We start from the raw sequence: 24,087 nt of genomic DNA, 5'->3' as shown, positions 1-24,087 counted from the left end.
CGGGGTCGTTCAAGGCCACTGTCAAAAAGCGCGCCGTCATTGCGTTGACCTGATCTGGGACTTCGAGCTGGCAGAAGTGTCCGGAGGCGACCGTCCAGGCCGATGTGCATGTGTGGGATCAATTCTTTCAAGCGATCGAGGTCCGTCCGCGGAGAGGGCTCGTCGGCGACGATGTAGAGGGCGGGAACGGCGACGGGGTCATTACCCCGGTGTTCGCGGGGGGGAGATGTGGAACTCGACGCGGCGGTTGAGGCGGCGGCCCTCGGCGGTGGTGTTGGGGGCGATCGGTTGCTCCTGGCCGTAGCCGACCGCATTCAGGCTCGACGGTGGGACCCCTTCTCGGATGAGGAACTGCACGACGGCCGATGCGCGCCGTTGCGAGAGATCTTTGTTGATCCTTGCATCACCGAAGTTGTCACTATGGCCCGCGACTTCGATCGTGACACCCGGACATGTTTTTGCGAGCGCGGCGATCCGCTTCAAGCCGCCCCGGCTGTTGAGTGCGATGTCGGTGCTGAAGTTGGCGAAGTTGACTTTCACGTTCTGGGCTTCGGTGGCGAGTGCCTCGTTGCAGGCTTCGACGGCAGCCTGCGCGGGCGGCCGTTCAGCCGGTGCCGATGCAGGTGGCGAGGTGGGCGTTGTCGGGGCGGGTGTAGGCACAGGCGGGCTTGGTGCAGGCTCAGCCGCCACCGGCGCAGGTGCAAGCGACGGTGGGGATGCGGGCGCCGGCGAAAACACTGGCGGCGACGCGAGCGGTGCGAGCGCTTCGCTTGCTGCCTTTGGCGTTGCCGGTTCCGGCGAAGGGGCGGGCGCGGGAGGAGGCATCGACTGCGCGGCCTTTGGTGCGATTTGCGCTTGGGCCGGTGCAACAGGTGGCGGAGGCGCCGCTACCTCCGCCGACGGGATGACGGGCGCGATTTTGGCGACGTTCGATTCAGAAGTGGGAGCCGTCGCCTCTTGCGGAACTTCAACGGGCGGCGATGCGGCAGCGGCGGGTGGCTCAGTGGGAGCGGGCAACGGCTCTGCTGAGGCGGGAGCGCTCTTTGCTGCGTCGCTATCGGACCGCGGTGCCTCCGCCTTCGCTGGAGCCTTCGCCGTTGGAGGCGAGGCGGGCCAGGTAGGTGGCGCGGCCTGCGGAACGTCAGGGGGCGGCGGCGCGATCTCGGCGCGTTTCTCCACTTTCGTTCTGACGCATTCGTCGAAGAACTCGTGCGTGTCGGTGCCTCCGGAGAAGCCGCCGCTGTGGGCCGCCAAATCGAAGTAGAAGAAACCCAATTCGTCGCCGCTCACGGGCGGGCCGGTTTCTTTCACATCGGTGCCATCGACGGCGAGCGTCATGTCGCGGAACCAGCCCTTGCCGAAATCGATGCGAGCGATTTTCGCATCGGCGTCGATGGCGACGGTGACCGAGCCGACTTTCTTGCGCGTCGCTTCGGTATCGGAGCCGAGCTCATAGTTGCACGTGAACGCGACTTCCTCGGCCGACGCTGTGGAAGCTGTCAGCAGTGCGATGAAAAAAAATGCGGTGGCCGCGAATTTGCTCGCTCGGCCGATAAACCCGACGTCGGACATCGGGAATAAATAGCTCACGCGGCAGAGTGTTTGTCGCGGGATTTGCAGCCATAGTTATCGACGGCTTCGCGCTGGGTGCGGAATGTCGGGAATCTGGCGCGGAGGCGCCGGCCGGAGGCTTAACCTTCGCGGCGGAGGATCTGGTCGGCAAGCGCGGTGGCGAACGGGCGGGCCTTGAAGCTGGCGATGACGGCATCCCGATTGTACCCGGTTTTAACCCAGTCTACGAAGCCAAGGCCCCGGGCTTCGCCTTCGTCGCGATAGGTGGTGATGACTTCGCGGAGGATTCCGGCGCGGGACGTCCGCAGATGGCCGTACCGAAGCGACAGCTGGCGAAGAGCCTCCTCAGCGCTTCGACCTTCCATGGTGAGGAGATAGACGGCGGCGACGAAGCCGCTGCGATCCGCGCCCGACTTGCAATGGATCAACATGGGATACTCGGCGGATGCCAGGAGATCCGTCAGCGCGAGCAATTCGTGCTGTTCCGGGGCTTCACGGCCGCGAAGATGCACTTTGTAAAGATCGAGACCGTGCCGATGGCAGGCCTCCTGCTCGAGAGGCCACGGGCGGAAGGGGAACGAGCCGCGCACGCAGAGAATGGTGCGAATGCCGCGCCGCTTCTCGCGTGCCAAGCCGTGCGGCGTGGGTTGAGCAGAACGCCAGACGCGGTCGCTGACGCGATGCCGGTTCATGTACACGAGGCGCAGCACGCCATGGTCTGCGAGCATCAAGTCGAGCCAGGCGCGGGCGCGAACAAGCGGGGTGATCTTCAGGTGAGGCAAGAGCGGGCCTCGGCAAAAGCCGGAAGTTCTGTTGACAAGCTCGTCCATCAACCCCGTGCCTTGCTCGTTCGGATGCCGTACACAGGGGTCATGACAGAGACTGACCGATTTTCTCACATAGGCCTGACGGTTAGACCATTTGCCCTAGCCTGAGCAATCGGTTCCTAAGTCGCGGGATCGGTTCAGGCTGGAGCGAACTTGCGCGACGATTTGGGTAATTTCCGGACTGCGGCTCTGCCAAATTGGCCGCCATTCAATCGCAGGGTGCAGGCATCCCTTTCCTAGCGGCGGTTCCGGTCGGGTTCGCCATGTTGTAACGGGATCCATCGGAGTTTCCGCAGATCACTCCCAGAGCCCCAGGTCCTCGTAGCGCGTCTTCGGAATGGGCGCACCGATCTCGTAATCGAACGAGGTGGCCTTAAGTTGGTCTTTGCCGACTGCGCAGGTGAACTTCAGGGCATACCATTGGTGATCAGCCCGAACCGCGCCGCCCTTGGCCACCACAGTCGTGCCATCGAAGGTGGCGCGCGACAGAATGCTGGTCTTCAGTCGATCGACGCCTTTCAACTTCTTTGAGCGATTGATGGTGTCGATCCCTCGCAGGATGCAGGCCTGGTGAGCCCGCTCCTCAGGTTCCAATTTCATCATGACGTCGTTCATGGAAGCCGCCTGCACCGGCGCGACGACAGCCACGATCAACAGAAACAACAAACGATGCATTTCACCTCCGTTCGTGCGCTCGCGCGCACCGCGGAGTTAACGCTGCCAAACGCTCCAGTCAAAAAAACTTATCCCCGCTACTTGCAGTCCCCGCATAATGCGTCGAGCGAGACGAAAGGAAGAGCAGCGCTGGACGAATTAGGACGGACAAGATCGGCTAATAACGGATGTGAATAAAAGTAGGTTTCATGGATCATTGCTTTTTTGCCGATATTATAGAGATGAACAAAATCGCGCAGTTGCGCGTTTATCGGCCCATGGAAAATTGGGTATCGGTTATTCACTCTACCGCGCTGGCCGTCAGAGCTACGCCAGTAACCCTGCGATACGCTGTTACAACGGCGCTCGTATTCGTCATCCTTTGGATGCAGATCTGGGTGGAAGGTGGCCAGCCGAGCGGTCTCGATCCGTTTCTGGCGTTCGTGCCGGTCGTGTTTTTCTGCGCGACTCTGTTCGACCGCGGCAATGGCTTCTACGCGACCGTACTGAGTGCGGTGGCGTGTTCCTATTACTTCCTCTACGCGCGAAATGCCCCGGCTATTCTATATCCCTCCGATGAGGCGCAGATTGTTCTGTTTCTGCTCATTGGGTTTGTAATCTCGTCGGTCATGGAGGCGCTGCATGGCGGCTTGGTGGCTCTGGCGACCGAGCGCGAAAATGCGCGCAGCACGCTTCGAGATCGAGACTTGTTGCTGAACGAGCTTGCGCATCGTACGCGCAACGACTTCGCCAACGTCGTGACGCTGTTAAATTTGCAATCGCGATCGGCAAACCCAGAAGCGCGCGAGGCGCTGGTCTCGGCATCCGAACGGGTTCAAACGATAGCTCGCGTACATCGTCGACTCGAGCTTCGCGACGATCACGTCGTCGTGGACACGAAGTCGTACATAGGAGAGCTTTGCTCCGACCTCAGGCTGTCGCGGCTGGCGATGCGGCCCATAGCCATCGAGTGCGAGGCTGAGAGCCATTCGATCGGCCTGGAAAAGGCCGTCCCGCTGGGTCTTATCATCAACGAGTCGGTGACGAACGCGACCAAGCACGCGTTTCCCGATCAACGCGCGGGCAAGATCACAGTGGCCTTCCTGCGCAATGGCGAAGCCTACAAACTTTTGATCGCGGATAATGGCGTCGGGAACGGGGGTTCGACGAGCAGCGGCATCGGAAATAGGCTGATGGGAATGCTGGCGGCGCAACTGAGCAGTACGTTGGAATTCGAGCACCTGTCTCCCGGACACGCCGTCGTCGTGACTATTCCCGCAGCGAAAGTTCGCTAGGCCGAATGGCCTAGGGAAGCCCCGGCGCGTGGCAGCCGGGGCTCCTGCTGGCGGCGGTCGATTAGAGCGGCACCACCGGCGTCTTGTTCTGGGCTAGCTTCTGCAGGGTGGCGAGATCGACGTTCAAGTGCGCTGCCACGAGTTCGTGCGGGACGTTGTTCATCCAAGACGCGAGAGAAACGTCGGCATATTCCGCGCTCGTGAAGACTTCGAGGAATCGCAACGTGTCCTTGCCGATGTTCTCGACGTAGTGCCCGATCGATTGGGGGATGTAGCCGACGTCGCTCGGGTGGAACTCGACAGTGTTGTTGCGTCCTTCGCCATGGAAGACGCCCATGCGCGCAGTGCCGCTGATGTAGTACTGCCATTCGTCAGATGTCGGATGCCAGTGAAGTTCGCGCATACCGCCGGGTTCGATCTCGACGAGGGCTGCGGCCATCGTGGTGGCCTTGAAGTTGTTCTTATCGGCGATGCGCACACTGCCGCCTGCCGATTTGAAGACGGGCTTTTCGTCCAGCATCGCGAAGCTGTACGGATTGGGCACGTTGGGCTGCTTGCTCTGGGCCAAGTCGTCCTGCAGGCTTCCGGGAACCGGCGCATTGAAGATCCAGAGATCTTTCTTCGGGACCTTGTCGAAGGTGTTTTGCGGAACGCTGAAGTTCTTGGCCAGGACTTCGGGCGGCGTGTGATTGAACCAGTCCGTGATGAGGAAGGTGGAATCCTCGGAAAAGTTTCCATCGTTGAAGACGAGGATGAACTCGCAACCGTCGGGCCCAAGGCCCTGGATCGAGTGAGGAACGCCGCCCGGGAAGAACCACAGATCGCCTTGCTTGACGTCGCCGATGAACTTGTTGGCGTCCTTATCGACACCGGTGATGCGGCCTGTGCCATAGGTGACGTAGGCCCATTCGGCGGGGACGTGCCAGTGCAGCTCGCGAACGGCACCGGCGGGAAGGCGCATATTCACGCCGGCCATTTTCTTCGAGATGGGGAAATTCCGAACGGTTACTTCGCGCGCCCATCCAGCATCCGTATGTCGATTGTGTACGGTGGAGAAGGACTGGCGAAGCGTACCGAGGTTACCGTGGTCGGTCGGAAGCGATTGCCAGTCGTATGGATTGATCGCTTCTTGGGCCGGATCGTGAGGGCCAGGGTCACTCTGGGACGGAGAGCTTGATGAATACGTTTCGGCGTTCACGCGGGTGACACCAGCGGCTGCAATCAAGCTTCCCGCAGCTCCGGTCGCCAGAATGTTGCGGCGCGAATAGGTTATCATGGTTTCCTCCTGGATGAGCATTCTCGGAGCGCAAGCTTCGAAAATCGCATTGCCGGGCAGGGAAATTGCTCGTTGTCATTCTCCGTGTGAACGCCGATATTCGCGATCATTGCTATCGCCTTTTCCGATAAGCAGCGAGCCGATCGATGTTCGATCCTGCCCTCCTTCAAACGTTTTTGTTGATCGCGGAGGGGAATAGTTTCTCCGAGGCCAGCCGCAAGCTCGGGCTGCGGCAACCAACGGTCAGCGATCATGTACGCAAGCTGGAGGAGCTTGTCGGGCGCCGGCTGTTCGTGCGCGACACCCATACGGTGTCGCTGACGATCGAAGGCGAAGCGATGATCGAATTCGCGCGCAACATCCTCGAAGCCAACGAACGAGCCAAGCGGCACTTTGCCGGAGCGAAGTTGCGCGGACGCTTGCGCTTCGGCGCATCGGAAGATCTCGTTTCATCCTGGCTGCCGGACGTGCTGCATGGGTTCATGCGCGATCATCCTGAAGTCGATCTGGAACTCACGATCGCACTGAGCAATCCGCTCATTGCCAAGTTCGATGCCGGAGAACTCGACGTTGCGCTTTGTAAGCGGTGGCCGGGTGATGATCGCGGTGAGTTCATCTGGCGGGACAGTCTGGTTTGGGCGGGCAACGATGAAGAGCCGAATTTCCAAAACGGGCAGTTGCCATTGATCGTTTATCCGCCGCCGAGCATCTCGCGCTACATCGCTCTCGGCGCGCTCGAACAGGCTGCCGTGCCGTGGCGCATCGCCTGTACCAGCGGAAGTTTGAGCGGTCTCGTTGCGGCCACGCGCGCCGGCCTTGGCGTCATGGCGCACTCGCGCAGGCTGATGCCCAAAGGGTTGCACGAATGCGCCGATACGCGGCGCTTGCCGAAGCTCGGAGATGTCGAGTTCGTTCTGCTGCGGCCGCGCCGCGGTGCGCGCGCGCCGGTGTCCGAACTCAGCGCCGCCATCGTGGAGAGGGCTGAGCAGTTCTGACGGCGCTGCGGCGACGCTAGCCGGAGTGTCTTACGTCTAGTGCAGTTTCAGTTCTGCACCGACGAACTTCAGTTCGCATGGCCGGATGAGCTTTGAGTGCGCGACGGTTACCTTGAACAGCTTGCCGTCAAGCTTTGCCGACCAGAAGTCGAGGAAGGATTTGAGCTTGGGAAACCGTGGCGCGGAATCGAATTCCTGCCAGATGTAGCTTTGAAGAAGTGACGGATGATCTGGAAGCCGGTAGAGGATCTCTGCGGTCGTGAGGCTGAACCCTGCAAGCTGAGCCTTGAAACCGCTATCGCAAGACATTTCCCGTTCGGTCACGTAGCAATCTCCTTTCAAACAGGTGATTGGGCGCCCTCCCTGAAATGACGATGATCCAGCGAGAATCGTTCCGTGTCCATCGTGAAGATGGGCGGAAATCAATTGTTAGCAGGCGGCATAATCGAGTGCTGACCTCTTCTGCCGAAGCGCTATGCAGCACGCTGCCTGAACGGGCGCGAAAGCGTCCAGATGAGCTGCAGGCAGTCACGGACAATGTAGGTGCGCATGCTTGAGACCGGCCTGAAAAGCTTCACGACGTTTTTCGCCACCGTCGGTCCGATCGAGGCGGCCGTGCTGTTCGCAACGCTGACGCCGAAGATGGCGCATGCGGAACGGCAGGCGATTGCCCTGCGCGCGACTTTGATCGCGTCGGCGATCCTGGCATTTTTCACGCTGCTTGGCGGGCCGATCCTCAACCAACTCGGCGTTTCGATTGCGGCGTTGCAAGCGGCCGGCGGCGTCGTGCTGTTGCTGATTGCGCTCGACATGATTTTCGCGCGTCCAGGCAGTTCGATCAAATTGACGGCGCCTGAGGGTGCGGAAGCGCATTCGCGGGATGATGTTGCCGTCTTTCCGTTGGCAACCCCGCTGCTGGCGGGACCCGGCGCCATGAGCGCGGGAATTCTGCTCGCGGCGAATGCCCATGGCGAGCCGTTGGGGATTGCGGTCGTGACCGTGTCGCTTGCTGCCGTGATGCTGCTGACGCTTTTCTTTCTCATGATCGCCAATCAGCTCAACCACGTTCTTGGCGTGACGGCACAGCGCGTGCTCATGCGGGTGTTCGGCATCTTGCTGGCGGCCATAGCGGTTCAGGCGCTCTTCAATGGTATCGCCGCGTCGGGGCTTATTCCCGTGGCGTCAAATGTTGCCGGGTAAGCTCGGCAACTCGAGCGCGACCGCGAAGATGGTGCGCGTTAGCCGGGCTTTAACGCCTCGCTGTTTCAATCCGCGACAGCCGTTGAATACCCGTTGCGTTTTGTTGCGTCGTCCAAGGCGTTTTTCCGATGTTGGCTTTTGTGTACCGGCTCCGCAGTGCCGGATCCGTTCCCGCAGTCTTTGCATGCGCTGCTATCGCGCTAACTCTCGGCGGCTGCGCGAATACGAACGCCAACTACGCCGCCAATACGACGTATGTTGCGCAGGGTCCGGTTGTGCCTATGGAAAGCGATGGGCTGCCGGTGCAAGCCGCGCCATCTTCTCTGATCCGCAAGCTGCCGGATGATCCAAGCCAGCCTTTCAGTCCGAACTACGGCGGTGATAATCCGGCGCGGGTGACGCCGCAGCAGCCGGCGGTGAAAGCGTCGGATGATCGGGCCGCCGACAAAGTTGCAATTCCTGCCGACCTGCCTCCTGCCTTTCGCCGGCAACTCGCCGCTGCCGCTGACACGGCGGGGTAAGCCCTGTGCGATAGCCGCCGCGTCGTGATATGGCGTGCGCATGATCCCGCCTGTAAGCATCCGCCGCTATCTTGAGGTCGAGGCGACGCCGCAGCGAGCGGCCGAGATCGATCGGATCTTTTACGAATCCAGCAACACGAAGTCGTTCGAAAGCGAGGACGTGAAGGCCGCGTTCCGTGAGCGCTGGCTTGGACGGTATCTTCGCCACGATGCGCGGTTTGCTTATGTGGCGCAGATCGAGGGTGGCACCATCGTCGGCTATCTCGTCGGCGCGACGGATGATCCGGCGAAGACCGCGCGATTTGCCGATATCGCTTACTTCGCGGAACTTGAAAATTACACGCGGCGTTTTCCGGCGCATCTGCACGTGAACGTCCGGGCTGATTTCCGCAATCATGGCATTGGCGCACAGCTGATCCGGCGCTTCGTTGATGATGCGCAGAGGATGGGCGTGCCGGGCGTTCACGTCGTGACCAGCGCGGACGCGGCGAACGTCAGCTTCTACAATCGCAACGGTTTCGCAGAGGTGGCGCGGGCGGGCAGGCTCGACAGCCTCGTGTTCTTGGGGTGCCCGCTATGAGGAAGTGAAATCCTTTCCGACCGCCGACTAAAGAAACGAACAAGCGGCCGGAAAGGTGAAGTTGAGGCCCTTGGGGGAAGGACCTTGGGGTCTGGGGTCGGTAAACTCTAGTTCGTGTGCTCCGGCAGCCGGGGCGGCGCGACAAATGGGATTGGTTCGGACTTCGTCTCGATCGTGCGTGGATCTTCCTTCGTCCGGCGCGACTTGCCTTCGAAGAGGGCGCCCTGCTCGATGGAAAGCGATTGATGGTAGATGTCGCCTTCGACCTGGCTGGTCGTCTGGAGCATGACGCGACGACCGCGCACAGAGCCGACGACATGGCCGCGAACGATCACTTCTTCGCCGGAGATGCTGCCGGTGACCGTGGCGTCTTCGCCGATCACGACGTGGCTGCCCTGGATGTCGCCCTCGACGATGCCGTCGACCTGGACTTCGCCCTTGCAGCTGAGATTACCGGTGATCGTAAGTCCGGCGCCGATGATCGATACGGATTTCGCTGCCTCGCCGGCGGACCGGGGAACGCTCAGGAACGGGCGCGGCTGAAACGGGGATGAATGGGTGTCGGATGCCTCGGGTTCGGAGCGGCGAAAATTCGGCAACATGGCAGTCTTCCCTCTGACACTACTTAAGCAACTGTCCGCACCCGAAACGACTCAACGCATCACATAATCGCTTTGCGACGAGCGCGTGGTGATTCGCGTAGCACTTTTGCGCGCTCAATCCACCGTACAGCTACAAGCTTTCCACTGGAGATTCCCCGGATCACCCCTTCATGAGCCCTTGTTGCGCAAGAAGTGTGGCGGAAGATCAACGGTGAGCGAAGTTCGAGCGCCGATGGTTACGATTTGAGCGCGCGAACGGCGTCAAGAACGGCTTCGGCATGTCCCGGCACCTTCACCTTGCGCCAGCTCTTGACGATCTTGCCGGCCTTGTCGATCAAGAACGTGGAGCGCTCAACACCCATGTATTTGCGGCCGTACATCGATTTTTCGACCCATACACCATAGGCCTCGGCGGCTTCTTTCTGCTCGTCGGCGAGCAATCGGATCGAAAGGTCGTACTTGGCCTTGAACTTCTCATGGCTGGCGGGGCTGTCAGGGGAGATGCCGATCAGTTCGGCCCCCGCGGCGGCAAAATCGCCGGCGAGGCACGTGAAGTCTTTCGCCTCCTGCGTGCAACCCGACGTATCGTCCTTGGGATAAAAATATATCACAACCGGACGGCCCTTTAGCTTCGACAGCCGAACCTTTTGGCCGCTCTCGTCAGGGAGAGTGAAGTCCGGGGCTTTCTCACCTTCCTTAATCATCTCCAAAGTGCCTTTCTTTTGTCGCTTTTGAATCTTGTAGCTGGCTCTCGGGGCGAGCGGAGGCCAGAGCGTTAGGCTTTCATTTCGTAGCGTTTTCTGTCCGTTCCCGGCTACAGCACGGGCGACCGGCATGCAATTGGCCGGTTGGGGGTTTTTGAGGAGCGGAGTTGACCAACTTGTCAACCGGCGGTCGCGCTGCGAAGGGGCGCGGCGCCGACCAAAGCGCGCAACGCAGCGTGTCCCACCGTTTGTCGGTGGATTCGCTGCGCGTGCCTCCAGTGTTGCCGCCTCCTGAACCGCCCGAGCGGTCGGCGGTGGGACGCAGCGTGGCACATGTGTTCCGCGGCTGCCGCATCCTGTTCTATTGCGCGATGCCGTTGACGCTGCTCGCCATGATCGCGGTGGGTATTCTCTACGTCCGGCTTCGGCATGGCCCGATCGCCCTCGACTTCGTGGTGGCGCCAATCGAGAAGGGCATCAATGCCGAATTGATCGCGAGTTCGGTCAAGATCGACGGCGCTGAGCTGCGGCTCGGACCGAATGCCGAACTCGAATTCCGGCTGCGTGACGTCAGCGTGCTGGAGCAGGGCGGCGATGTGGTGCTGTCATCACCTCTTGCCGCCGTCAACATTTCCACTGGCGCTTTGATGATAGGGCGTATCGTGCCTGCCAGGATCGAGTTGATCGATCCGATCATCGCGCTTTCCTATTCCGACAAGTCCGGCTTCGTCTTCGAGCGTGCAATACCAAAGCCCGTTCCGCTGCATCCTGTGGCACCGCCGTCGGCTTCCAGCGCGGCGGTCAATGCCGCAGGCACGACCGTCATTCCCCAATTGGCTTCGGCTGAGGGCACGAAGATCAATCTCGCGAAGATGCTGAGCGAGTCCTCTCGCCGGGCGCGCCAGCGTCTGGATGCGACCTCCTATCTGACGGAGTTCGGAATTTCGAACGCCACCGTGGTCGTCGACTACGAGGGCCGCCGCAGTTCCTGGCGGATCGACGAAGCGAGCGTCGATTTCGACCACGCGGCGCGGCGCAGCGTCATCTCCGGGCGCGCCACCATCGCCTCGCCGCGCGGCCCGTGGTCGATGTCGTTCCTGACGGATGAGAGCGAACAGACGGGCAGGTTGGAGGTCAAGGCGACGGTCCGCGATCTCGTGCCGTCGACACTTGCGTCGGCCGCGCCGCCGCTTGCGCTGCTCGGCAACTTCGAGTTTCCGGTTTCGGGCGACGCGACGGTCGATCTCTCGAATGCGGGAGAGATTGAAGCAGCTGACCTCGCCGTCGAATTGGGGCAAGGCCGCGCGCGGCTGCCCTACATGGTTCATCCGATGGACGTCACGGCGGGCATCTTCAAGCTCGGCTACGACGGAAAGGCGAAGCGCTGGGACCTTAAACCGAGCCCGGTCAAATGGGCCGACGGCACGATCATGTTCACCGGCAGCATGACCGATGTCGCCAAGGGGACTGATCCATCGACATGGCGCTTCGCTCTCGATGGCAAGAACGGCGTGTTCGAGGCGCCTGAGTTCAACGTGCCGCCGGTCACGATCGACAAGTGGACGGCGCAGGGCACGATCATACCGCGGCGTGGCTTCGTCGATCTTACGGAATTTCGCCTAGCGGGCGGCGGCGGCGAGGCCGTTGTCAAGGCGATGACGCAGGCGGGTCCGGGCGGTCAACGGATGTCCGCCGAGTTCCGCGTCTCGCCGATGCCACTCAATACGCTGAAGGCGCTCTGGCCGAAGGCCGTTGCCACCGGCCCGCGCGCCTGGGTCGGCGCCAACGTGCAGTCTGTCGATTTCAAAGGCGGCACCCTGACATTCACAAACGAAAACGTCGGCGGCATAGAGCCTGGCACGGTGCAAACGACGACAGAGCGCGCCAACGCGGATTTCACGGCTGAGAACGCCGTGTTCCGACCGCTGCCGGAGATTCCGGCGATAAGCGCGTCCAAGACGTCGATCCATCTCGAAAACAACCTCCTGACGGTGACCGTCCCTGAAGGCAAGATGACATTGCCGGATGGACAGATCGTGCCTCTCAAGGACGGTACGTTGAAAACCGACAACATCCTGCAACCGCGGACGAACGGCGAGATTGCCGTGACGGCGCTTGGCGACCTCGGACCGTTCGTGGAAGGTTTGGAGCAGCTCCCCATTCGCGCCATCCGCGATGCCTCGCCTTTACCGAAAGCGGGGGAGGGCAAGGTCAACGCGCAGTTCCTGATCAAGATGCCGTTCTATGAGGGCGTCACGGGGGACGACATGATGGTCACGGGCAAGGCCCGCATTTCTGACGGACGCTTCGGGAAGGTCGCTGGGCGATACGACGTCCAGGGTTTCACGCTCGATCTGAACCTGACCGACACGTCTCTTGACGCGAAGGGCGATCTTCTCGTCAACGGCATTCCCGCCAAGATCGTCGGCCAACGCCTGCTGAAGCCGGACGCCGGACCGCAGCCGCCGGTCAAGATCGTTGCGAAGCTCGACGAAGCGGATCGCACGCAGCTTGGTCTCGATGTGAACGACATTGTGCACGGCGTCGTGCCGATCGAGGTTTCCTACCAGAAGGGCGACGGACCAACTCCCGCGGTCAAGCTGCACGCCGATCTCACCAACGCTGAACTCACGATCGACAAGCTGCAATGGCGAAAGGCGCCAGGTCGAGCGGCGAGCCTCGATACCGATATCGTCACGACGCCCGAGCGCGAAACTCAGCTGCAAAACTTCAAGGTGATCAGCGACGACATGGCGGCCAGCGGCCAGATCGTCATTGGCACGGATAACAAGATCCAGTCGTTCGATTTCCCCGGTTTGAACCTAAACGTCATCTCGCGTCTTGACGTCGATGGCAGCCGCGACAGCAACGACTTCTGGACCGTAAACATCAGCGGGTCGAACTTCGATGGGCGCAGTTTCTTCCGGTCGCTGTTCAACGTCGGCGACGGTCCGGACAAGAAGGGCAAAGGCGCGGCGAAGGGAACGCGTGTCACCGTCGACATCGCGAATCTGATCGGCAGCTCGGACGTCTCCCTGCGCAACCTCAAAGGCGTCAGTGAAACCCGCAACGGCAATCTGTCGAGCCTCGACGTACGGGGAACTCTCGATGGTGGTTCGCCACTCATCGCCAAGCTCGACCAGAGCAGTGGCTCGCGGCGGCTGGTGGTCACATCCGACGATGCGGGCCAGGTGATGAAGCTCGTCAACTTCTATACGAATATGCAGGGCGGCCGCATGCGCCTCGACGTGGCGCTCGATGGTTCGGGTCCGGCCGAGAAGACCGGGCTTCTTGTCGTCGACAACTTCCGGGTCCTTGGCGACCCGATCGTCATGGAACTCGTCAGCACGGCGGACAGCGGACGTCCGGCCATTCAAGGCAATCAGAACGTGGCGCGTGAGGTTTTCGACTTCACGCGGTTGCGGGCCCCATTTTCGGTTGGGTATGGGCAGTTCGTTCTGCAAGAATCCTATGTGAAGGGGCCGCTGCTTGGCGCGACTTTGCGCGGCAAGGTGGATTTCAAGACCAAACGCGTGAGCATCGGCGGAACGTACATTCCGCTGCAAGGCCTCAATGGTGCGTTGGGCGACATCCCCGTCATCGGACAAATCCTGTCCGGAACACAAGGCGAAGGCGTCGTCGGCATGACGTTCGCGGTGCAGGGACCCACTGCTTCGCCGCAGGTCCTCGTCAACCCGCTATCGCTCGTGGCGCCGGGCATCTTCCGCGATATCTTCCAAATGACCTCGATGGATCCGACTATTCAGGTGCGCGACGACGGGGGGCACGACGCATCCGCCGTAAGCAGCACGGCTGCCGCTCCCGAGACGCCGGCCAAAAAGTCCAAGTCGAAGACGCAGGCGAAGAACAAGAAGACAGCGCCGAAGGCTGAAGCTCAGGCGATCGACGGCTGGTCATCGACGACCCGCCCCTGATCGGTTTGTTTCAAACTGGCTTCAGAAGAACGTGCTTTTTCTTTCCGAGCGACAGCTTGATGAAGCCTGTCGCGGTGGCATCCGATCGTGACAAGCTGGCCTTGTCGTTCGTAACAGTCTCGTCGTTGACCTTCAGACCACCACCCTGGATCTGACGGCGTGCCTCGCTGTTGGAGGCGACAAGCCCCGCTTTGACGAAAGCCGAAAGGACGCCGAGCCCGAGATCGAGATCGGCCTGCGGTATTTCGACGGTCGGCAGGTCAGAGGCGAGCGCACCCTGCTCGAATGTTTTGCGCGCCGTCTCGGCGGCGGCTTCGGCTTTCTCTCGACCATGGAGAAGCGCGGTGGCTTCGGTCGCCAAAACCTTTTTCGCCTCGTTGATTTCGGATCCCTGAAGCTGTTCGAGCTTCGCGATCTCAGCGAGCGGGAGAAACGTGAAGAGCTTCAGGAAGCGGCTGACGTCGGCGTCCTCGGTGTTCCGCCAGAACTGCCAGTAGTCGTATGCGGAAAGCTGCGCCTCGTTCAGCCAGATGGCTCCGGCGGCAGTCTTGCCCATCTTGGCGCCCGACGCCGTCGTCAATAGCGGACACGTCAAGGCGTAAAGCGGATCCTTGACGCCCATGCGGCGGCCCAGATCGATGCCGGTGACGATGTTGCCCCATTGGTCGGAGCCGCCCATCTGCACGTTGGTGCCATAGCGGCGATTGAGTTCGACGAAGTCGTAGGCCTGCAGCAGCATGTAGTTGAATTCGATGAACGACAGCTCCTGCTCTCGATCCAGGCGAAGCTTGGCGCTGTCCATCGTCAGCATGCGGTTGACGGAGAAGTGTCGGCCGACGTCGCGGAGGAACTCGATGTAATTGAGAGGCGCGAGCCAATCGGCGTTGTCGACCATCAGTCCGTCTGAGCGGCCCTCGCCGAATTGCAGGAATTTCGCGAATACCTGCTTGATGCCGTTCTTGTTCGCCTCGATCTCTTCGATCGAGCGCATCTGGCGCGTTTCGTCCTTGCCGGAAGGGTCGCCGACGCGGGTGGTGCCGCCGCCCATCAGCGCGATCGGTTTGCCGCCGAGCTTCTGCAACCAAGCCAACATCATGATCGAGATCAGCGATCCGACATGAAGGGATGGCGCTGTGCAATCATAGCCGACATAGGCGACGATCTGGCCGTCCTCGGCCAGCTTGTCCAATCCTGCAAGGTCCGAGCACTGGTGGAAAAAGCCACGCTCGGTCATGGTCTTGAGAAATTCGGATTTCGGTGTCGTCATTGTAATAGAGGCTTTCACTTCGGTCGATGCGGGCTATGTTTCAAAGCCTTGCCGCGAGGCGGCGGCACCATGCACGGGAAGGTCGCGATGAGCAAGTTGATGAAGGCGATCGGGCTGATGAGCGGCACTTCGCTCGACGGCATCGATGTCGCGATGATCGAGACCGACGGTGAGCTGCAGGTGATCCGGGGGCCGGGAATGACCTTCCCCTATGACGATGCCCTGCGACGCGTGCTCATCAATGCCCTCGCCGATGCGAGGGACCTGCAATCACGGGATGCGCGGCCGGCATCATTGGACGACGCCGAACGCCAGCTGACCGAAACGCACGGCGTCGCCGTGACGAAGTTCTGCAAAGAAGCCGGAATTTCGCTGGCGTCGGTCGATGTAATCGGTTTTCACGGCCAGACCGTGCTGCATAGGCCTGAGATCGGTCTGACGGTTCAGCTTGGCCTGGGCCAGATGCTCGCGGACTTCACGCGGCGGCCCGTTATATATGACTTGCGCGCGGCCGACGTGGCGGCAGGCGGCGAAGGTGCGCCGCTGGTGCCTGCCTATCATCGGGCTCTGGTCGCGAAGCTGCCGCAACGGCCGATCGCGATCGTCAATATCGGGGGTGTCGCCAATCTCACGTGGATTGGTGCGGACGGGACGCTGCTCGCGTTCGATACGGGACCGGGCAATGCGCTTCTCAACGATTGGATGCTGAAAAAGTCCGGCGCTTACCTGGATTCCGAGGGCGCCACCGCCGCGCAGGGAGAAGTCAACGAAGACGCGATGATCGCGCTCCTGAGCCATGGGTTCTTTGCCAAGACGCCGCCCAAGTCTCTCGATCGGAATTCGTTTTCGACGGCTCCCGTCGAAAGCTTGAGCGTCGAAGACGGGGCGGCGACCCTGACGGCGTTCACGGCAAGGGCGATAGCGAAAGGGCGCGAGTACATGCCGGCGGAGCCGGAACTATGGGTCGTCGCGGGGGGCGGGCGGCGCAATCGGATGATCATGCGAATGCTGGCCGAGCAAGTGCATCACGCCGTGGTGCCGGCTGAGGCGATAGGGCTCGACGGCGATGCTCTGGAAGCCGAAGCGTGGGCCTATCTCGCAGTTCGATCGATCCGCGGATTGCCCCTAACGTTCCCCGGAACGACTGGGGTCGAGAAACCCATGAGCGGCGGACTTCGAGCCGATCCCGCCGCTCATGTCATTCATTAATAGGTAGCAAAGCAGCGCTTATTCGTCGTCGCCGTCGTCATCGCCACCGGAGCCCGAGCCGGCAGACGGCGCGCTTTGAGCCTCGAGGCGCTCAAGTTCGCGCTGGCGCTGACGTTCGCGTTCGCGCTCCCGTTCGCGCTCCTTGTTGCGCTCCCGGTCGAGTTCGAATTGGACCATGCGCTCATCGAGGTAGGTGCCGACGATATTGCCCAATTCCTCGGTCTTGTTTTCGAAGAAGTGGTTCGCACCGGCGATGACCTCGTGAGAGATCTTGATACCCTTCTGCACCTTCACCTTGGCGGCCATCTCGACAACAGATGCCGTCGGCACAACGCGGTCCATGTCGCCGTTGACGATCAGGCCGGACGACGGACATGGCGCGAGGAACGAGAAGTCGTAGAGATTGGATGGCGGTGCGACGCAGATGAAGCCGTCGACCTCGGGCCGGCGCATCAGGAGCTGCATGGCGATCCAGGTGCCGAATGAAACGCCGGCGATCCAGCAGGTTTTGGCATCGGGTTTGACGAGCTGGAGCCAGTCGAGTGCTGAGGCCGCGTCCGCCAATTCTCCCGGGCCGCCATCCCAGACGCCCTGGCTGCGACCGACGCCGCGGAAATTGAAGCGGAGCACAGAAAATCCGCGCGCAGCGAACGTGTGATAGAGCGAGTAGACGACTTGGTTGTTCATCGTCCCCCCGAACTGCGGATGGGGGTGCAGGATCAGCGCGATCGGGCTGTCCGCGTTGCTCTCGTGGTGGTAACGGGCCTCAAGGCGTCCGCCGGGGCCATTGATAATAAGTTCGGGCATCAGAAGTTCTCGGTCTCGCTCGTGATTGGGGCTGAATCGGCGCTGGGGGACGTTGATGAATGGCCCTGCGGCCATTTGGCGTTCAAATCCTTGTGGTTCTTACTCTCAATCCTTGACTCCAGCGCTCAGGATTTCCATAACTTTAGAACCGTTCGAAATGTAGGGGCTCAACGCGGTAAACGCACGGGCCTCCGGTAGGGCGGGTCTCTTAGCACAGTCCGGGGTGCCGGATGCAAGCTAAGGATGCGTTCGACAGGGATTCCGCCGCCACTTGGGGCGACGACAGTCCGAGGATTTGAGTACGTGGAACTGACGACCAAAGGCCGGTACGCGGTCATGGCCATGGCGGATCTCGCCGGCCATTCCGACGAGAGCGCGACGCCGCTTTCGGTCGTGGCGGAGCGCCAAAGCCTGCCGCTCTCCTATCTGGAACAGCTTTTCGTGCCGCTCCGCCGTGCGGGCCTCGTCGAGAGCGCGCGGGGACGTTCCGGCGGCTATAGGCTCGCGAAACCTTCGGGTCAGATTTCGATCGCCTCAATCATGGAGGCCGTCGAGGAAGAGACGCGCTTCACCCGTTGCACGCAAAATGATCCGCGCTGTTCGGCCGTGTCGCCGTGCGTCACGCACGGTCTCTGGAGCGCTTTAAGCGATGTGAACGGCAAGTTCCTGGCATCGGTCAGTTTGGCCGATGTGATCGCGGGTGGAAGGTACTCGGCCGGTCCCACGCGCGGGGGGGCAAAGCCGAGCCGGCCGGAAGCGCATCGGACCTATCTCGACTACAACGCGACTGCGCCTCTCAGGTCGGAGGCTAAGGCCGCGATGATCGAAGCGCTCGATGTCGTCGGCAATCCCTCATCGGTTCACAGTGAAGGCCGCCGCGCGAGATCCATCATCGAAAGTGCTCGCGAAAGCGTGGCGCAGCTTGTCGGCGCCAAGCCTTCCGAGATCGTTTTCACCAGCGGCGCGAGCGAAGCAAATTCCTGGGCTTTGGCCCAACGATGGGCGACGATCATTACGAGCGGCATTGAGCATGATTCCGTGCTGGCACCCGCCCGCGCCTCAACGGCCGAGCTTGTCATGCTGCCGGTGGCACGCGATGGCGTCGTGAAGGTCGCCGATCTTTCCGCCCTGCTCTCGTCGCGGAGCTTCGCTGCTCCTGCGCTGCTCGCCGTGCAGATGGCGAATAACGAGACCGGCGTTATTCAGCCGGTGGCCGAGATCGCGGAACTTGCGCGCGCCCACGGGATAAAAGTGCACATCGACGCCGTTCAGGCCGCAGGGCGGCTGGCGATCGATTTCGCTGCGCTGGGCGTCGAGACGCTGGCTCTGTCGGCGCATAAATTCGGCGGTCCTAAAGGAGTTGGCGCACTGGTCATTCGCGACCATGTGGATCTCGCGCCGATGATCCGGGGCGGCGGACAGGAGCGGCGGCGGCGTGCAGGGACCGAGAACCTTCCGGCCATCGCAGGCTTTGGTGCAGCGGCAAACGTTGCCAGGCGCGATCTTGAGAGCGCTGGCGGGGTGGCGGCACTGCGCGACAAGCTGGAAGCTGGACTAAAGCGCATCAGCCCACATGCGGTGATCATTGGCGAGGGCGCGCCACGGCTTGCGAACACCACAGCTGTTGCGCTCCCGGGAAAGCTCGCGGAAACGCTCGTCATTCGCCTCGATCTTGCGGGGATCGCGGTGAGCGCGGGTTCCGCTTGTTCGTCTGGCAAAGTCGGCGCGAGCCACGTGCTGGAGGCGATGGGGCTAGGCCCGGATCTCGCCGCGGGCACCATCCGCGTCAGTCTTGGTCCCACGACGACAGAGGACGATATCGCGGCTTTTCTTGCCGCATGGAAATCAATTGCAGGCGAGCCCGCGCTCGCTGCCTGACGGAAGGTTCAGCGCTGCCGAAAGGTGGCGCATAAATAGAGAGACGAAGAAATGGCTGCTGTTCAGGAGACGATCGATCAAGTCCGAAAGATCGATGTCGACCAGTACAAATACGGGTTCGAAACGCTGATCGACAGCGTTACGGCGCCAAAGGGCCTTGATGAATCGACGGTGCGATTCATTTCGGCCAAGAAAGGCGAGCCCGAGTGGCTGCTCAATTGGCGCCTGGAAGCGTTCACGCGTTGGAAGGCAATGACCGAACCGACGTGGGCGAAGGTTCATTATCCCAAGATCGATTTTCAGGATCTTTATTACTACTCCGCGCCGAAATCGACCGAAGGGCCTAAGAGCCTGGACGAAGTCGATCCGGAGTTGCTGGAGACCTACAAGAAGCTCGGCATCCCGCTCAGAGAGCAAGAAGTGCTGGCCGGTGTGCAGGGGTCGCGCGTGGCCGTCGATGCCGTGTTCGACAGCGTTTCCGTCGTGACGACCTTCAAGGACGAACTGAAGAAAGCGGGCGTCATCTTCTGCTCGATCTCGGAAGCGGTGCGCGAGCATCCCGAGCTCGTGCGTAAGTATCTGGGTTCCGTGGTGCCGCAGTCCGACAACTTCTATGCGGCGCTGAATTCGGCGGTGTTCTCGGACGGCTCTTTCGTCTACGTGCCGGAAGGCGTGCGCTGTCCGATGGAGCTTTCGACCTACTTCCGCATCAACGCCAAGCAGACGGGCCAGTTCGAGCGCACGCTTATCATCGCGGACCGGGGCGCGTATGTGTCGTATCTCGAAGGCTGCACGGCGCCGATGCGCGATGAGCATCAGCTGCACGCCGCCGTTGTTGAGCTTGTCGCTCTTGATGAAGCTGAGATCAAATACTCAACCGTCCAGAACTGGTATCCGGGCGATGCGAACGGCAAGGGCGGCGTCTATAATTTCGTGACCAAGCGCGGCGATTGCCGAGGGCATTACTCAAAGATCTCGTGGACGCAGGTCGAAACGGGCTCGGCGATCACGTGGAAATATCCGAGCTGCATTTTACGCGGCGATTATTCGCGCGGCGAATTCTATTCGATCGCGGTTTCGAGCGGCTATCAGCAGGTCGACAGCGGCACGAAGATGATTCACCTCGGCAAGAATTCGTCGAGCCGGATCATCTCGAAGGGCATCGCGGCTGGCCATTCGCAGAATACATATCGCGGCCTTGTGTCGGCACATCGCAAAGCGACGAACGTGCGCAACTTTACGAACTGCGATTCCCTGCTCATCGGCGACAAGTGCGGTGCGCATACGGTGCCGTACATCGAAGCGAAGAATTCGAGCGCGCACTTCGAGCATGAGGCCACGACCTCGAAAATTTCCGACGACATGCTGTTCTATTGCCGCCAGCGCGGGCTTTCGTCGGAAGAGGCGGTGGCGCTGGTCGTCAATGGTTTCGTCCGCGATGTGCTGCAGCAGCTGCCGATGGAGTTCATGGCCGAAAGCCAGAAGCTGATTGGCATCAGCCTTGAAGGGAGCGTGGGGTGAGCGGAATATCCGCACATCATTCAGGAGTTTTGCCGGTGGCGTTTCCGCGCGGGTCTGGGCAGCTAGGCGTGCGTAAATCCCTCGCCGCGGCGAAGCTGTCTCCGCAGCTATTTGCCATTGGCTTGGCGAACGTTGGCGAGGAACTGCCGGCCATCTTCGCCATTCACGACGTCAGCCCAAGTGAAACTGTTGTCGCCCATGACGACGTACACAGTTCCACTGCCAGTGGGAACTCGGATGCCAGCATCGCTGGAAACGCCGTAATCGCTTTTTCCGGCCAGCTTAACGCGAAGGTTATGATTACCCGCTCCAACCGAAGCGCGAAGGGCGTCGCAGATTTTCAGATTGCCCACCAGTTTGCCGTCAACGAACACCGGGCTGGAGGATTCAAAGAGGTCGGTCTTGAAGCCTGTCAAAACCTGGATCGGCGCGCATCGGGAGATGATGTAAAGCTCGCCGGCTTCGGCCGGCAGGGCGCCGATGGTTGCGAAGGCGAGGACGGCGAAAACGTTTTTCATCGTGAGCAGACTCCTGCCGGTTCAACTTCAACTCTTGGCCATTGCGGTGATCTCGCGGATGCCCACGTCTGGGGCGACCTGCTGGTATTCGACATATCGAAAATAGCTCAGCCGAATGTAGATGGGCCCGTTAGGCGGAATGGTGTATTCGGCACCCTTCATTCCGAAAGCTCCCGCGACGTCCAACAACAAGGGAGAGCGCAAACGGATTGCGTGGCGGCCTTCGGTAACCTCGAAGCGGCCGTAACCGCATCTGGTCATTTCGCCGACATCCCTGCCGTCGATCTCGACCCGATAGTTGTCGCGCAAGATCTGTGGTGCGGGGACATCGACGAGACATGGCCAGTAGAGATTGACCGCGGAGCCGTGCGCCGCCGCGAGCGCGGGCAGGCGATTACTTGCGTCCGGTCCCAGACCCGAAGAACAACCGGCAAGTATCAGGGCGCTAACGCATCCTGCCAGACGCCGCATATCGCAAAGTCCCCCGCCTTCCCCGCCGCAGTGCTGCACGACATGCGAAAGACGGTCAACGTCCCCTTGGCATTTGTTTGTTCAGCTGTGGCAAGGACGCAGGTTGCGCCCTCGGAAAAGACTCGCAGATTTCAATCGTAGAAGAACAGGTCGACGTAAATGCTTGAGATCAAAAATTTGCACGTGAAGCTTGAGGACGAGGGTCGCGAGATCCTCAAGGGGCTGTCGCTGACCGTGCCTGCCGGTGAAGTCCACGCCATCATGGGGCCGAACGGCTCGGGGAAGTCGACGCTGGCTTACGTGTTGGCTGGGCGCGATGGCTATGAAGTGACTGGCGGTGACATCCTCTGGAAGGGTGAATCGATCATCGACATGGAGCCGGACGAACGCGCCGCAAAGGGCGTCTTCCTGGCGTTCCAGTACCCGATGGAAATTCCGGGCGTCGCTGGGCTCACGTTCCTGCGGACGGCGCTCAACTCCGTGCGCAAGAAGCGTGGAGAAGCCGAACTCACCACGCCTGCCTTCCTGAAACTCGTGAAGGAAAAGGGGCAGAAGCTCAACATCGACATCGAGATGCTGAAGCGTCCGGTCAACGTCGGTTTCTCGGGCGGCGAGAAGAAGCGCTCCGAGATACTGCAGATGGCGCTGCTCGAGCCGACCCTCTGCGTGCTCGATGAAACGGATTCCGGCCTCGACATCGATGCGCTGCGTATCGTGTCGGAAGGCGTCAACGCGCTACGCGATAAGGATCGCGCCTTCGTCGTCATCACGCACTATCAGCGGCTGTTGAACTACATCGTGCCCGATAAGGTGCATGTGCTCGCGGACGGCCGCATCCAGAAGACCGGCGGCAAGGAACTGGCGCTCGAACTCGAGAAATCGGGCTACGCAGAATACACGCATAAGGCGGCGTAATATGAACGTTGCAGTGATGAAGACAAAGGCCGAGCAAGCCATCGCGGAGAACTTCGAGGCGGTTGCCGAGAAGCTTCCCGGGAGCGCGGCGGTCAAGGCGCGGCGATCGCAGGCGATCGGTGCGTTCAGCGGCCTCGGTCTGCCGCATCGGCGCATCGAGGAATGGAAGTACACGGACCTGCGCGTCAACGTGAAGGATGTGCTGCCATCGGCGATCAATGACGCTACGCCGTTGACGATCGCGGAGTTGCTGGTGGCGCTCGGACCCCTTGCGCACGTCGACGCGCATCGGGTTGTGTTCGTCAACGGCCACTATCGCGCGGACCTTGGCGACTTCTCAGATGCCGCGGGGGCGATGATCGCGCCGCTCGGCGAATTGCTATCGGGCGCGTCCGAAGACGTGATCGCGCCGATGATTTCGACTCCGGAAGGCGGCGATGCGGTCGAAACGCTCAACACGGCCTTCATGACGGACGGGGCGGTTGTTACCATTGAAGGTGGTGCATCGCTTGCGAAGCCGCTGTTGCTGGTCTTCGTCCGCGCCGGAACGCAGGCGCAATCGGTTGCAGTCCGCAATTTCTTGAGCGTTGGCGAGAAGGCTTCGGCGGAGATCATCGAAGCGCACGTCGTATTGCCGGGATCCACGCACGACGCCCAGCTCAACGCGCTAACGGAAGTTGCGGTCGGGAAGGGGGCCACGCTCCGGCATGCGAAGGTTGCGGCCGATGAAGGCAAGGCGCTGCATCTGTCCAACTGGGACGTGACGCTGGCGGCTGATGCAACTTATCGGAGCTTCCAGTTCTCGGCGGGGCTCGGCCTCGCACGCAACAATCAAAACATCATTTTCGAAGGTGAAGGCGGAAAGATCGACCTCTCAGGCGCCTATCTCGCTAGGCATGCCGAGCATATCGACACGACCCTGGTCGTGGACCATGCAGTGCCGCGATGCGAAAGCCGCGAGCTGTTCAAGGGCGTGCTCGACGGGCGCGGGCGGGGCGTGTTCCAGGGCAAGATCATCGTCCGGCCGGACGCGCAGAAGACCGACGGCAAGCAGATGTCGCAAGCTCTGATGCTCTCGGAAGACGCCGAATTCGATTCCAAGCCCGAGCTCGAGATCTATGCCGACGATGTTGTTTGCGGGCACGGTACCACCTCGGCGCAGCTTGATCCGGATCTTCTTTTCTACTGCCGTTCGCGCGGCATCCCGGAGAATGAAGCGCGGGCGCTGATGATCGAATCCTTTATTGGTGAAGCCATCGACAAGGTGGAAAACGAGCAGCTTCGGGACGCGCTGACCGCCTACACGATGCAGTGGTTAGGGCGCTCACCTCGCGGATAGG

Annotated in this window: 22 protein-coding genes; 11 read left to right on the top strand and 11 right to left on the bottom strand. The window is 61.1% G+C overall.

Annotation, left to right across the window (positions count from 1 at the left end):
• Nucleotides 1-201 precede the first annotated feature (201 nt).
• The 3 genes from EKK30_RS05635 to EKK30_RS05625 form a co-directional block, all read right to left on the bottom strand.
• Nucleotides 202-1,590 carry an OmpA family protein gene (locus EKK30_RS05635; RefSeq protein WP_290981522.1) on the bottom strand — a complete coding sequence of 463 codons (1,389 nt, stop codon included), beginning with the start codon at nt 1,588-1,590 and terminating at the stop codon, nt 202-204.
• A gap of 101 nt (nt 1,591-1,691) precedes the next feature.
• Nucleotides 1,692-2,354, bottom strand: coding sequence for a sulfur transferase domain-containing protein (locus EKK30_RS05630; protein WP_290981521.1), 663 nt, complete (start codon nt 2,352-2,354; stop codon nt 1,692-1,694).
• Between the two features lie 342 nt (nt 2,355-2,696).
• Nucleotides 2,697-3,074 carry a DUF930 domain-containing protein gene (locus EKK30_RS05625; RefSeq protein ID WP_290981520.1) on the bottom strand — a complete coding sequence of 126 codons (378 nt, stop codon included), beginning with the start codon at nt 3,072-3,074 and terminating at the stop codon, nt 2,697-2,699.
• 221 nt (nt 3,075-3,295) lie between these two features.
• Here EKK30_RS05625 and EKK30_RS05620 point away from each other — a divergent pair, with 221 nt between their 5' ends.
• Nucleotides 3,296-4,348: a histidine kinase dimerization/phosphoacceptor domain -containing protein gene (locus tag EKK30_RS05620; protein ID WP_290981519.1), complete on the top strand. Its 1,053-nt coding sequence runs from the start codon at nt 3,296-3,298 to the stop codon at nt 4,346-4,348.
• Nucleotides 4,349-4,409: 61 nt separating this feature from the next.
• Here EKK30_RS05620 and EKK30_RS05615 read toward each other — a convergent pair whose 3' ends face one another.
• Nucleotides 4,410-5,624, bottom strand: coding sequence for a cupin domain-containing protein (locus tag EKK30_RS05615; protein ID WP_290981518.1), 1,215 nt, complete (start codon nt 5,622-5,624; stop codon nt 4,410-4,412).
• A gap of 146 nt (nt 5,625-5,770) precedes the next feature.
• Between EKK30_RS05615 and EKK30_RS05610 the strand changes: the two genes are divergently transcribed.
• Nucleotides 5,771-6,619, top strand: coding sequence for a LysR substrate-binding domain-containing protein (locus tag EKK30_RS05610; RefSeq protein WP_290981516.1), 849 nt, complete (start codon nt 5,771-5,773; stop codon nt 6,617-6,619).
• Between the two features lie 36 nt (nt 6,620-6,655).
• Here EKK30_RS05610 and EKK30_RS05605 read toward each other — a convergent pair whose 3' ends face one another.
• Nucleotides 6,656-6,928, bottom strand: a complete 273-nt coding sequence (locus EKK30_RS05605) for an usg protein (RefSeq protein ID WP_290982497.1) — start codon at nt 6,926-6,928, stop codon at nt 6,656-6,658.
• A 240-nt stretch (nt 6,929-7,168) separates the two neighbouring features.
• Between EKK30_RS05605 and EKK30_RS05600 the strand changes: the two genes are divergently transcribed.
• The 3 genes from EKK30_RS05600 (at nt 7,169) to EKK30_RS05590 (ending at nt 8,920) form a co-directional block, all read left to right on the top strand.
• Nucleotides 7,169-7,819 carry a MarC family protein gene (locus tag EKK30_RS05600; protein ID WP_290982494.1) on the top strand — a complete coding sequence of 217 codons (651 nt, stop codon included), beginning with the start codon at nt 7,169-7,171 and terminating at the stop codon, nt 7,817-7,819.
• 128 nt (nt 7,820-7,947) lie between these two features.
• Nucleotides 7,948-8,340, top strand: a complete 393-nt coding sequence (locus EKK30_RS05595; RefSeq protein ID WP_290981514.1) for an adhesin — start codon at nt 7,948-7,950, stop codon at nt 8,338-8,340.
• A 40-nt stretch (nt 8,341-8,380) separates the two neighbouring features.
• Nucleotides 8,381-8,920 (top strand): GNAT family N-acetyltransferase, encoded by a 540-nt coding sequence (locus EKK30_RS05590; protein WP_290981509.1) that lies wholly within the window; start codon nt 8,381-8,383, stop codon nt 8,918-8,920.
• Between the two features lie 107 nt (nt 8,921-9,027).
• On the opposite strand, the gene EKK30_RS05585 is transcribed toward EKK30_RS05590, so the two are convergent.
• A complete protein-coding gene (locus EKK30_RS05585; RefSeq protein ID WP_290981506.1) occupies nt 9,028-9,522 on the bottom strand; it encodes a polymer-forming cytoskeletal protein in 495 nt (164 codons plus the stop codon).
• 236 nt (nt 9,523-9,758) lie between these two features.
• Nucleotides 9,759-10,226 carry a thioredoxin-dependent thiol peroxidase gene (bcp, locus tag EKK30_RS05580; protein ID WP_290981504.1) on the bottom strand — a complete coding sequence of 156 codons (468 nt, stop codon included), beginning with the start codon at nt 10,224-10,226 and terminating at the stop codon, nt 9,759-9,761.
• Between the two features lie 167 nt (nt 10,227-10,393).
• On the opposite strand from bcp, the gene EKK30_RS05575 reads away from it, so the two are divergent.
• Complete coding sequence (locus tag EKK30_RS05575) at nt 10,394-14,161, top strand: AsmA-like C-terminal region-containing protein (protein WP_290981501.1); 3,768 nt, start codon at nt 10,394-10,396, stop codon at nt 14,159-14,161.
• Nucleotides 14,162-14,171: 10 nt separating this feature from the next.
• Here EKK30_RS05575 and tyrS read toward each other — a convergent pair whose 3' ends face one another.
• Nucleotides 14,172-15,428 (bottom strand): tyrosine--tRNA ligase, encoded by a 1,257-nt coding sequence (gene tyrS, locus EKK30_RS05570; RefSeq protein WP_290981497.1) that lies wholly within the window; start codon nt 15,426-15,428, stop codon nt 14,172-14,174.
• 87 nt (nt 15,429-15,515) lie between these two features.
• Between tyrS and EKK30_RS05565 the strand changes: the two genes are divergently transcribed.
• Entirely contained in the window at nt 15,516-16,637 is a 1,122-nt protein-coding gene (locus EKK30_RS05565; RefSeq protein ID WP_290981494.1) for an anhydro-N-acetylmuramic acid kinase, read from the top strand.
• An 18-nt stretch (nt 16,638-16,655) separates the two neighbouring features.
• Here EKK30_RS05565 and EKK30_RS05560 read toward each other — a convergent pair whose 3' ends face one another.
• On the bottom strand, nt 16,656-17,444 hold the full coding sequence (locus tag EKK30_RS05560; RefSeq protein ID WP_290981491.1) for an alpha/beta hydrolase: 789 nt from the start codon (nt 17,442-17,444) through the stop codon (nt 16,656-16,658).
• Between the two features lie 303 nt (nt 17,445-17,747).
• Between EKK30_RS05560 and EKK30_RS05555 the strand changes: the two genes are divergently transcribed.
• Together EKK30_RS05555 and sufB are read left to right on the top strand one after the other, a co-directional pair.
• On the top strand, nt 17,748-19,322 hold the full coding sequence (locus EKK30_RS05555; protein ID WP_290981488.1) for an aminotransferase class V-fold PLP-dependent enzyme: 1,575 nt from the start codon (nt 17,748-17,750) through the stop codon (nt 19,320-19,322).
• Nucleotides 19,323-19,373: 51 nt separating this feature from the next.
• Nucleotides 19,374-20,843: a Fe-S cluster assembly protein SufB gene (gene sufB / locus EKK30_RS05550; RefSeq protein ID WP_290981485.1), complete on the top strand. Its 1,470-nt coding sequence runs from the start codon at nt 19,374-19,376 to the stop codon at nt 20,841-20,843.
• A 107-nt stretch (nt 20,844-20,950) separates the two neighbouring features.
• On the opposite strand, the gene EKK30_RS05545 is transcribed toward sufB, so the two are convergent.
• Nucleotides 20,951-21,361: a hypothetical protein gene (locus EKK30_RS05545; protein WP_290981483.1), complete on the bottom strand. Its 411-nt coding sequence runs from the start codon at nt 21,359-21,361 to the stop codon at nt 20,951-20,953.
• A gap of 27 nt (nt 21,362-21,388) precedes the next feature.
• A complete protein-coding gene (locus EKK30_RS05540) occupies nt 21,389-21,832 on the bottom strand; it encodes a hypothetical protein (RefSeq protein ID WP_290981480.1) in 444 nt (147 codons plus the stop codon).
• A gap of 159 nt (nt 21,833-21,991) precedes the next feature.
• Here EKK30_RS05540 and sufC point away from each other — a divergent pair, with 159 nt between their 5' ends.
• Nucleotides 21,992-22,747 carry a Fe-S cluster assembly ATPase SufC gene (gene sufC, locus EKK30_RS05535; protein ID WP_290981477.1) on the top strand — a complete coding sequence of 252 codons (756 nt, stop codon included), beginning with the start codon at nt 21,992-21,994 and terminating at the stop codon, nt 22,745-22,747.
• A 1-nt stretch (nt 22,748) separates the two neighbouring features.
• On the top strand, nt 22,749-24,086 hold the full coding sequence (gene sufD / locus EKK30_RS05530) for a Fe-S cluster assembly protein SufD (RefSeq protein ID WP_290981474.1): 1,338 nt from the start codon (nt 22,749-22,751) through the stop codon (nt 24,084-24,086).
• The last annotated feature ends 1 nt before the right edge of the window (nt 24,087 follow it).

This window comes from Hyphomicrobium sp., from assembly GCF_003987855.1.
Classification (GTDB): domain Bacteria; phylum Pseudomonadota; class Alphaproteobacteria; order Rhizobiales; family Hyphomicrobiaceae; genus Hyphomicrobium_B.
Note: the sequence above shows the minus strand (reverse complement) of the source record. Positions and strands in the feature narration are given on the sequence as shown.

What these genes read in the sequence shown, in the direction of transcription:
- sufB (WP_290981485.1), top strand. Translation starts at nt 19,374, where the DNA reads ATGGCTGCTGTTCAGGAGACGATCGATCAAGTCCGAAAGATCGATGTC.
- EKK30_RS05610 (WP_290981516.1), top strand. Translation starts at nt 5,771, where the DNA reads ATGTTCGATCCTGCCCTCCTTCAAACGTTTTTGTTGATCGCGGAGGGG.
- EKK30_RS05545 (WP_290981483.1), bottom strand. Translation starts at nt 21,361, where the DNA reads ATGAAAAACGTTTTCGCCGTCCTCGCCTTCGCAACCATCGGCGCCCTG.
- EKK30_RS05560 (WP_290981491.1), bottom strand. Translation starts at nt 17,444, where the DNA reads ATGCCCGAACTTATTATCAATGGCCCCGGCGGACGCCTTGAGGCCCGT.
- EKK30_RS05590 (WP_290981509.1), top strand. Translation starts at nt 8,381, where the DNA reads ATGATCCCGCCTGTAAGCATCCGCCGCTATCTTGAGGTCGAGGCGACG.
- EKK30_RS05625 (WP_290981520.1), bottom strand. Translation starts at nt 3,074, where the DNA reads ATGCATCGTTTGTTGTTTCTGTTGATCGTGGCTGTCGTCGCGCCGGTG.
- EKK30_RS05585 (WP_290981506.1), bottom strand. Translation starts at nt 9,522, where the DNA reads ATGTTGCCGAATTTTCGCCGCTCCGAACCCGAGGCATCCGACACCCAT.
- EKK30_RS05595 (WP_290981514.1), top strand. Translation starts at nt 7,948, where the DNA reads ATGTTGGCTTTTGTGTACCGGCTCCGCAGTGCCGGATCCGTTCCCGCA.
- EKK30_RS05540 (WP_290981480.1), bottom strand. Translation starts at nt 21,832, where the DNA reads ATGCGGCGTCTGGCAGGATGCGTTAGCGCCCTGATACTTGCCGGTTGT.
- EKK30_RS05600 (WP_290982494.1), top strand. Translation starts at nt 7,169, where the DNA reads ATGCTTGAGACCGGCCTGAAAAGCTTCACGACGTTTTTCGCCACCGTC.
- EKK30_RS05615 (WP_290981518.1), bottom strand. Translation starts at nt 5,624, where the DNA reads ATGATAACCTATTCGCGCCGCAACATTCTGGCGACCGGAGCTGCGGGA.
- EKK30_RS05605 (WP_290982497.1), bottom strand. Translation starts at nt 6,928, where the DNA reads ATGTCTTGCGATAGCGGTTTCAAGGCTCAGCTTGCAGGGTTCAGCCTC.
- tyrS (WP_290981497.1), bottom strand. Translation starts at nt 15,428, where the DNA reads ATGACGACACCGAAATCCGAATTTCTCAAGACCATGACCGAGCGTGGC.
- EKK30_RS05620 (WP_290981519.1), top strand. Translation starts at nt 3,296, where the DNA reads ATGAACAAAATCGCGCAGTTGCGCGTTTATCGGCCCATGGAAAATTGG.
- EKK30_RS05565 (WP_290981494.1), top strand. Translation starts at nt 15,516, where the DNA reads ATGAGCAAGTTGATGAAGGCGATCGGGCTGATGAGCGGCACTTCGCTC.
- bcp (WP_290981504.1), bottom strand. Translation starts at nt 10,226, where the DNA reads ATGATTAAGGAAGGTGAGAAAGCCCCGGACTTCACTCTCCCTGACGAG.
- sufD (WP_290981474.1), top strand. Translation starts at nt 22,749, where the DNA reads ATGAACGTTGCAGTGATGAAGACAAAGGCCGAGCAAGCCATCGCGGAG.
- sufC (WP_290981477.1), top strand. Translation starts at nt 21,992, where the DNA reads ATGCTTGAGATCAAAAATTTGCACGTGAAGCTTGAGGACGAGGGTCGC.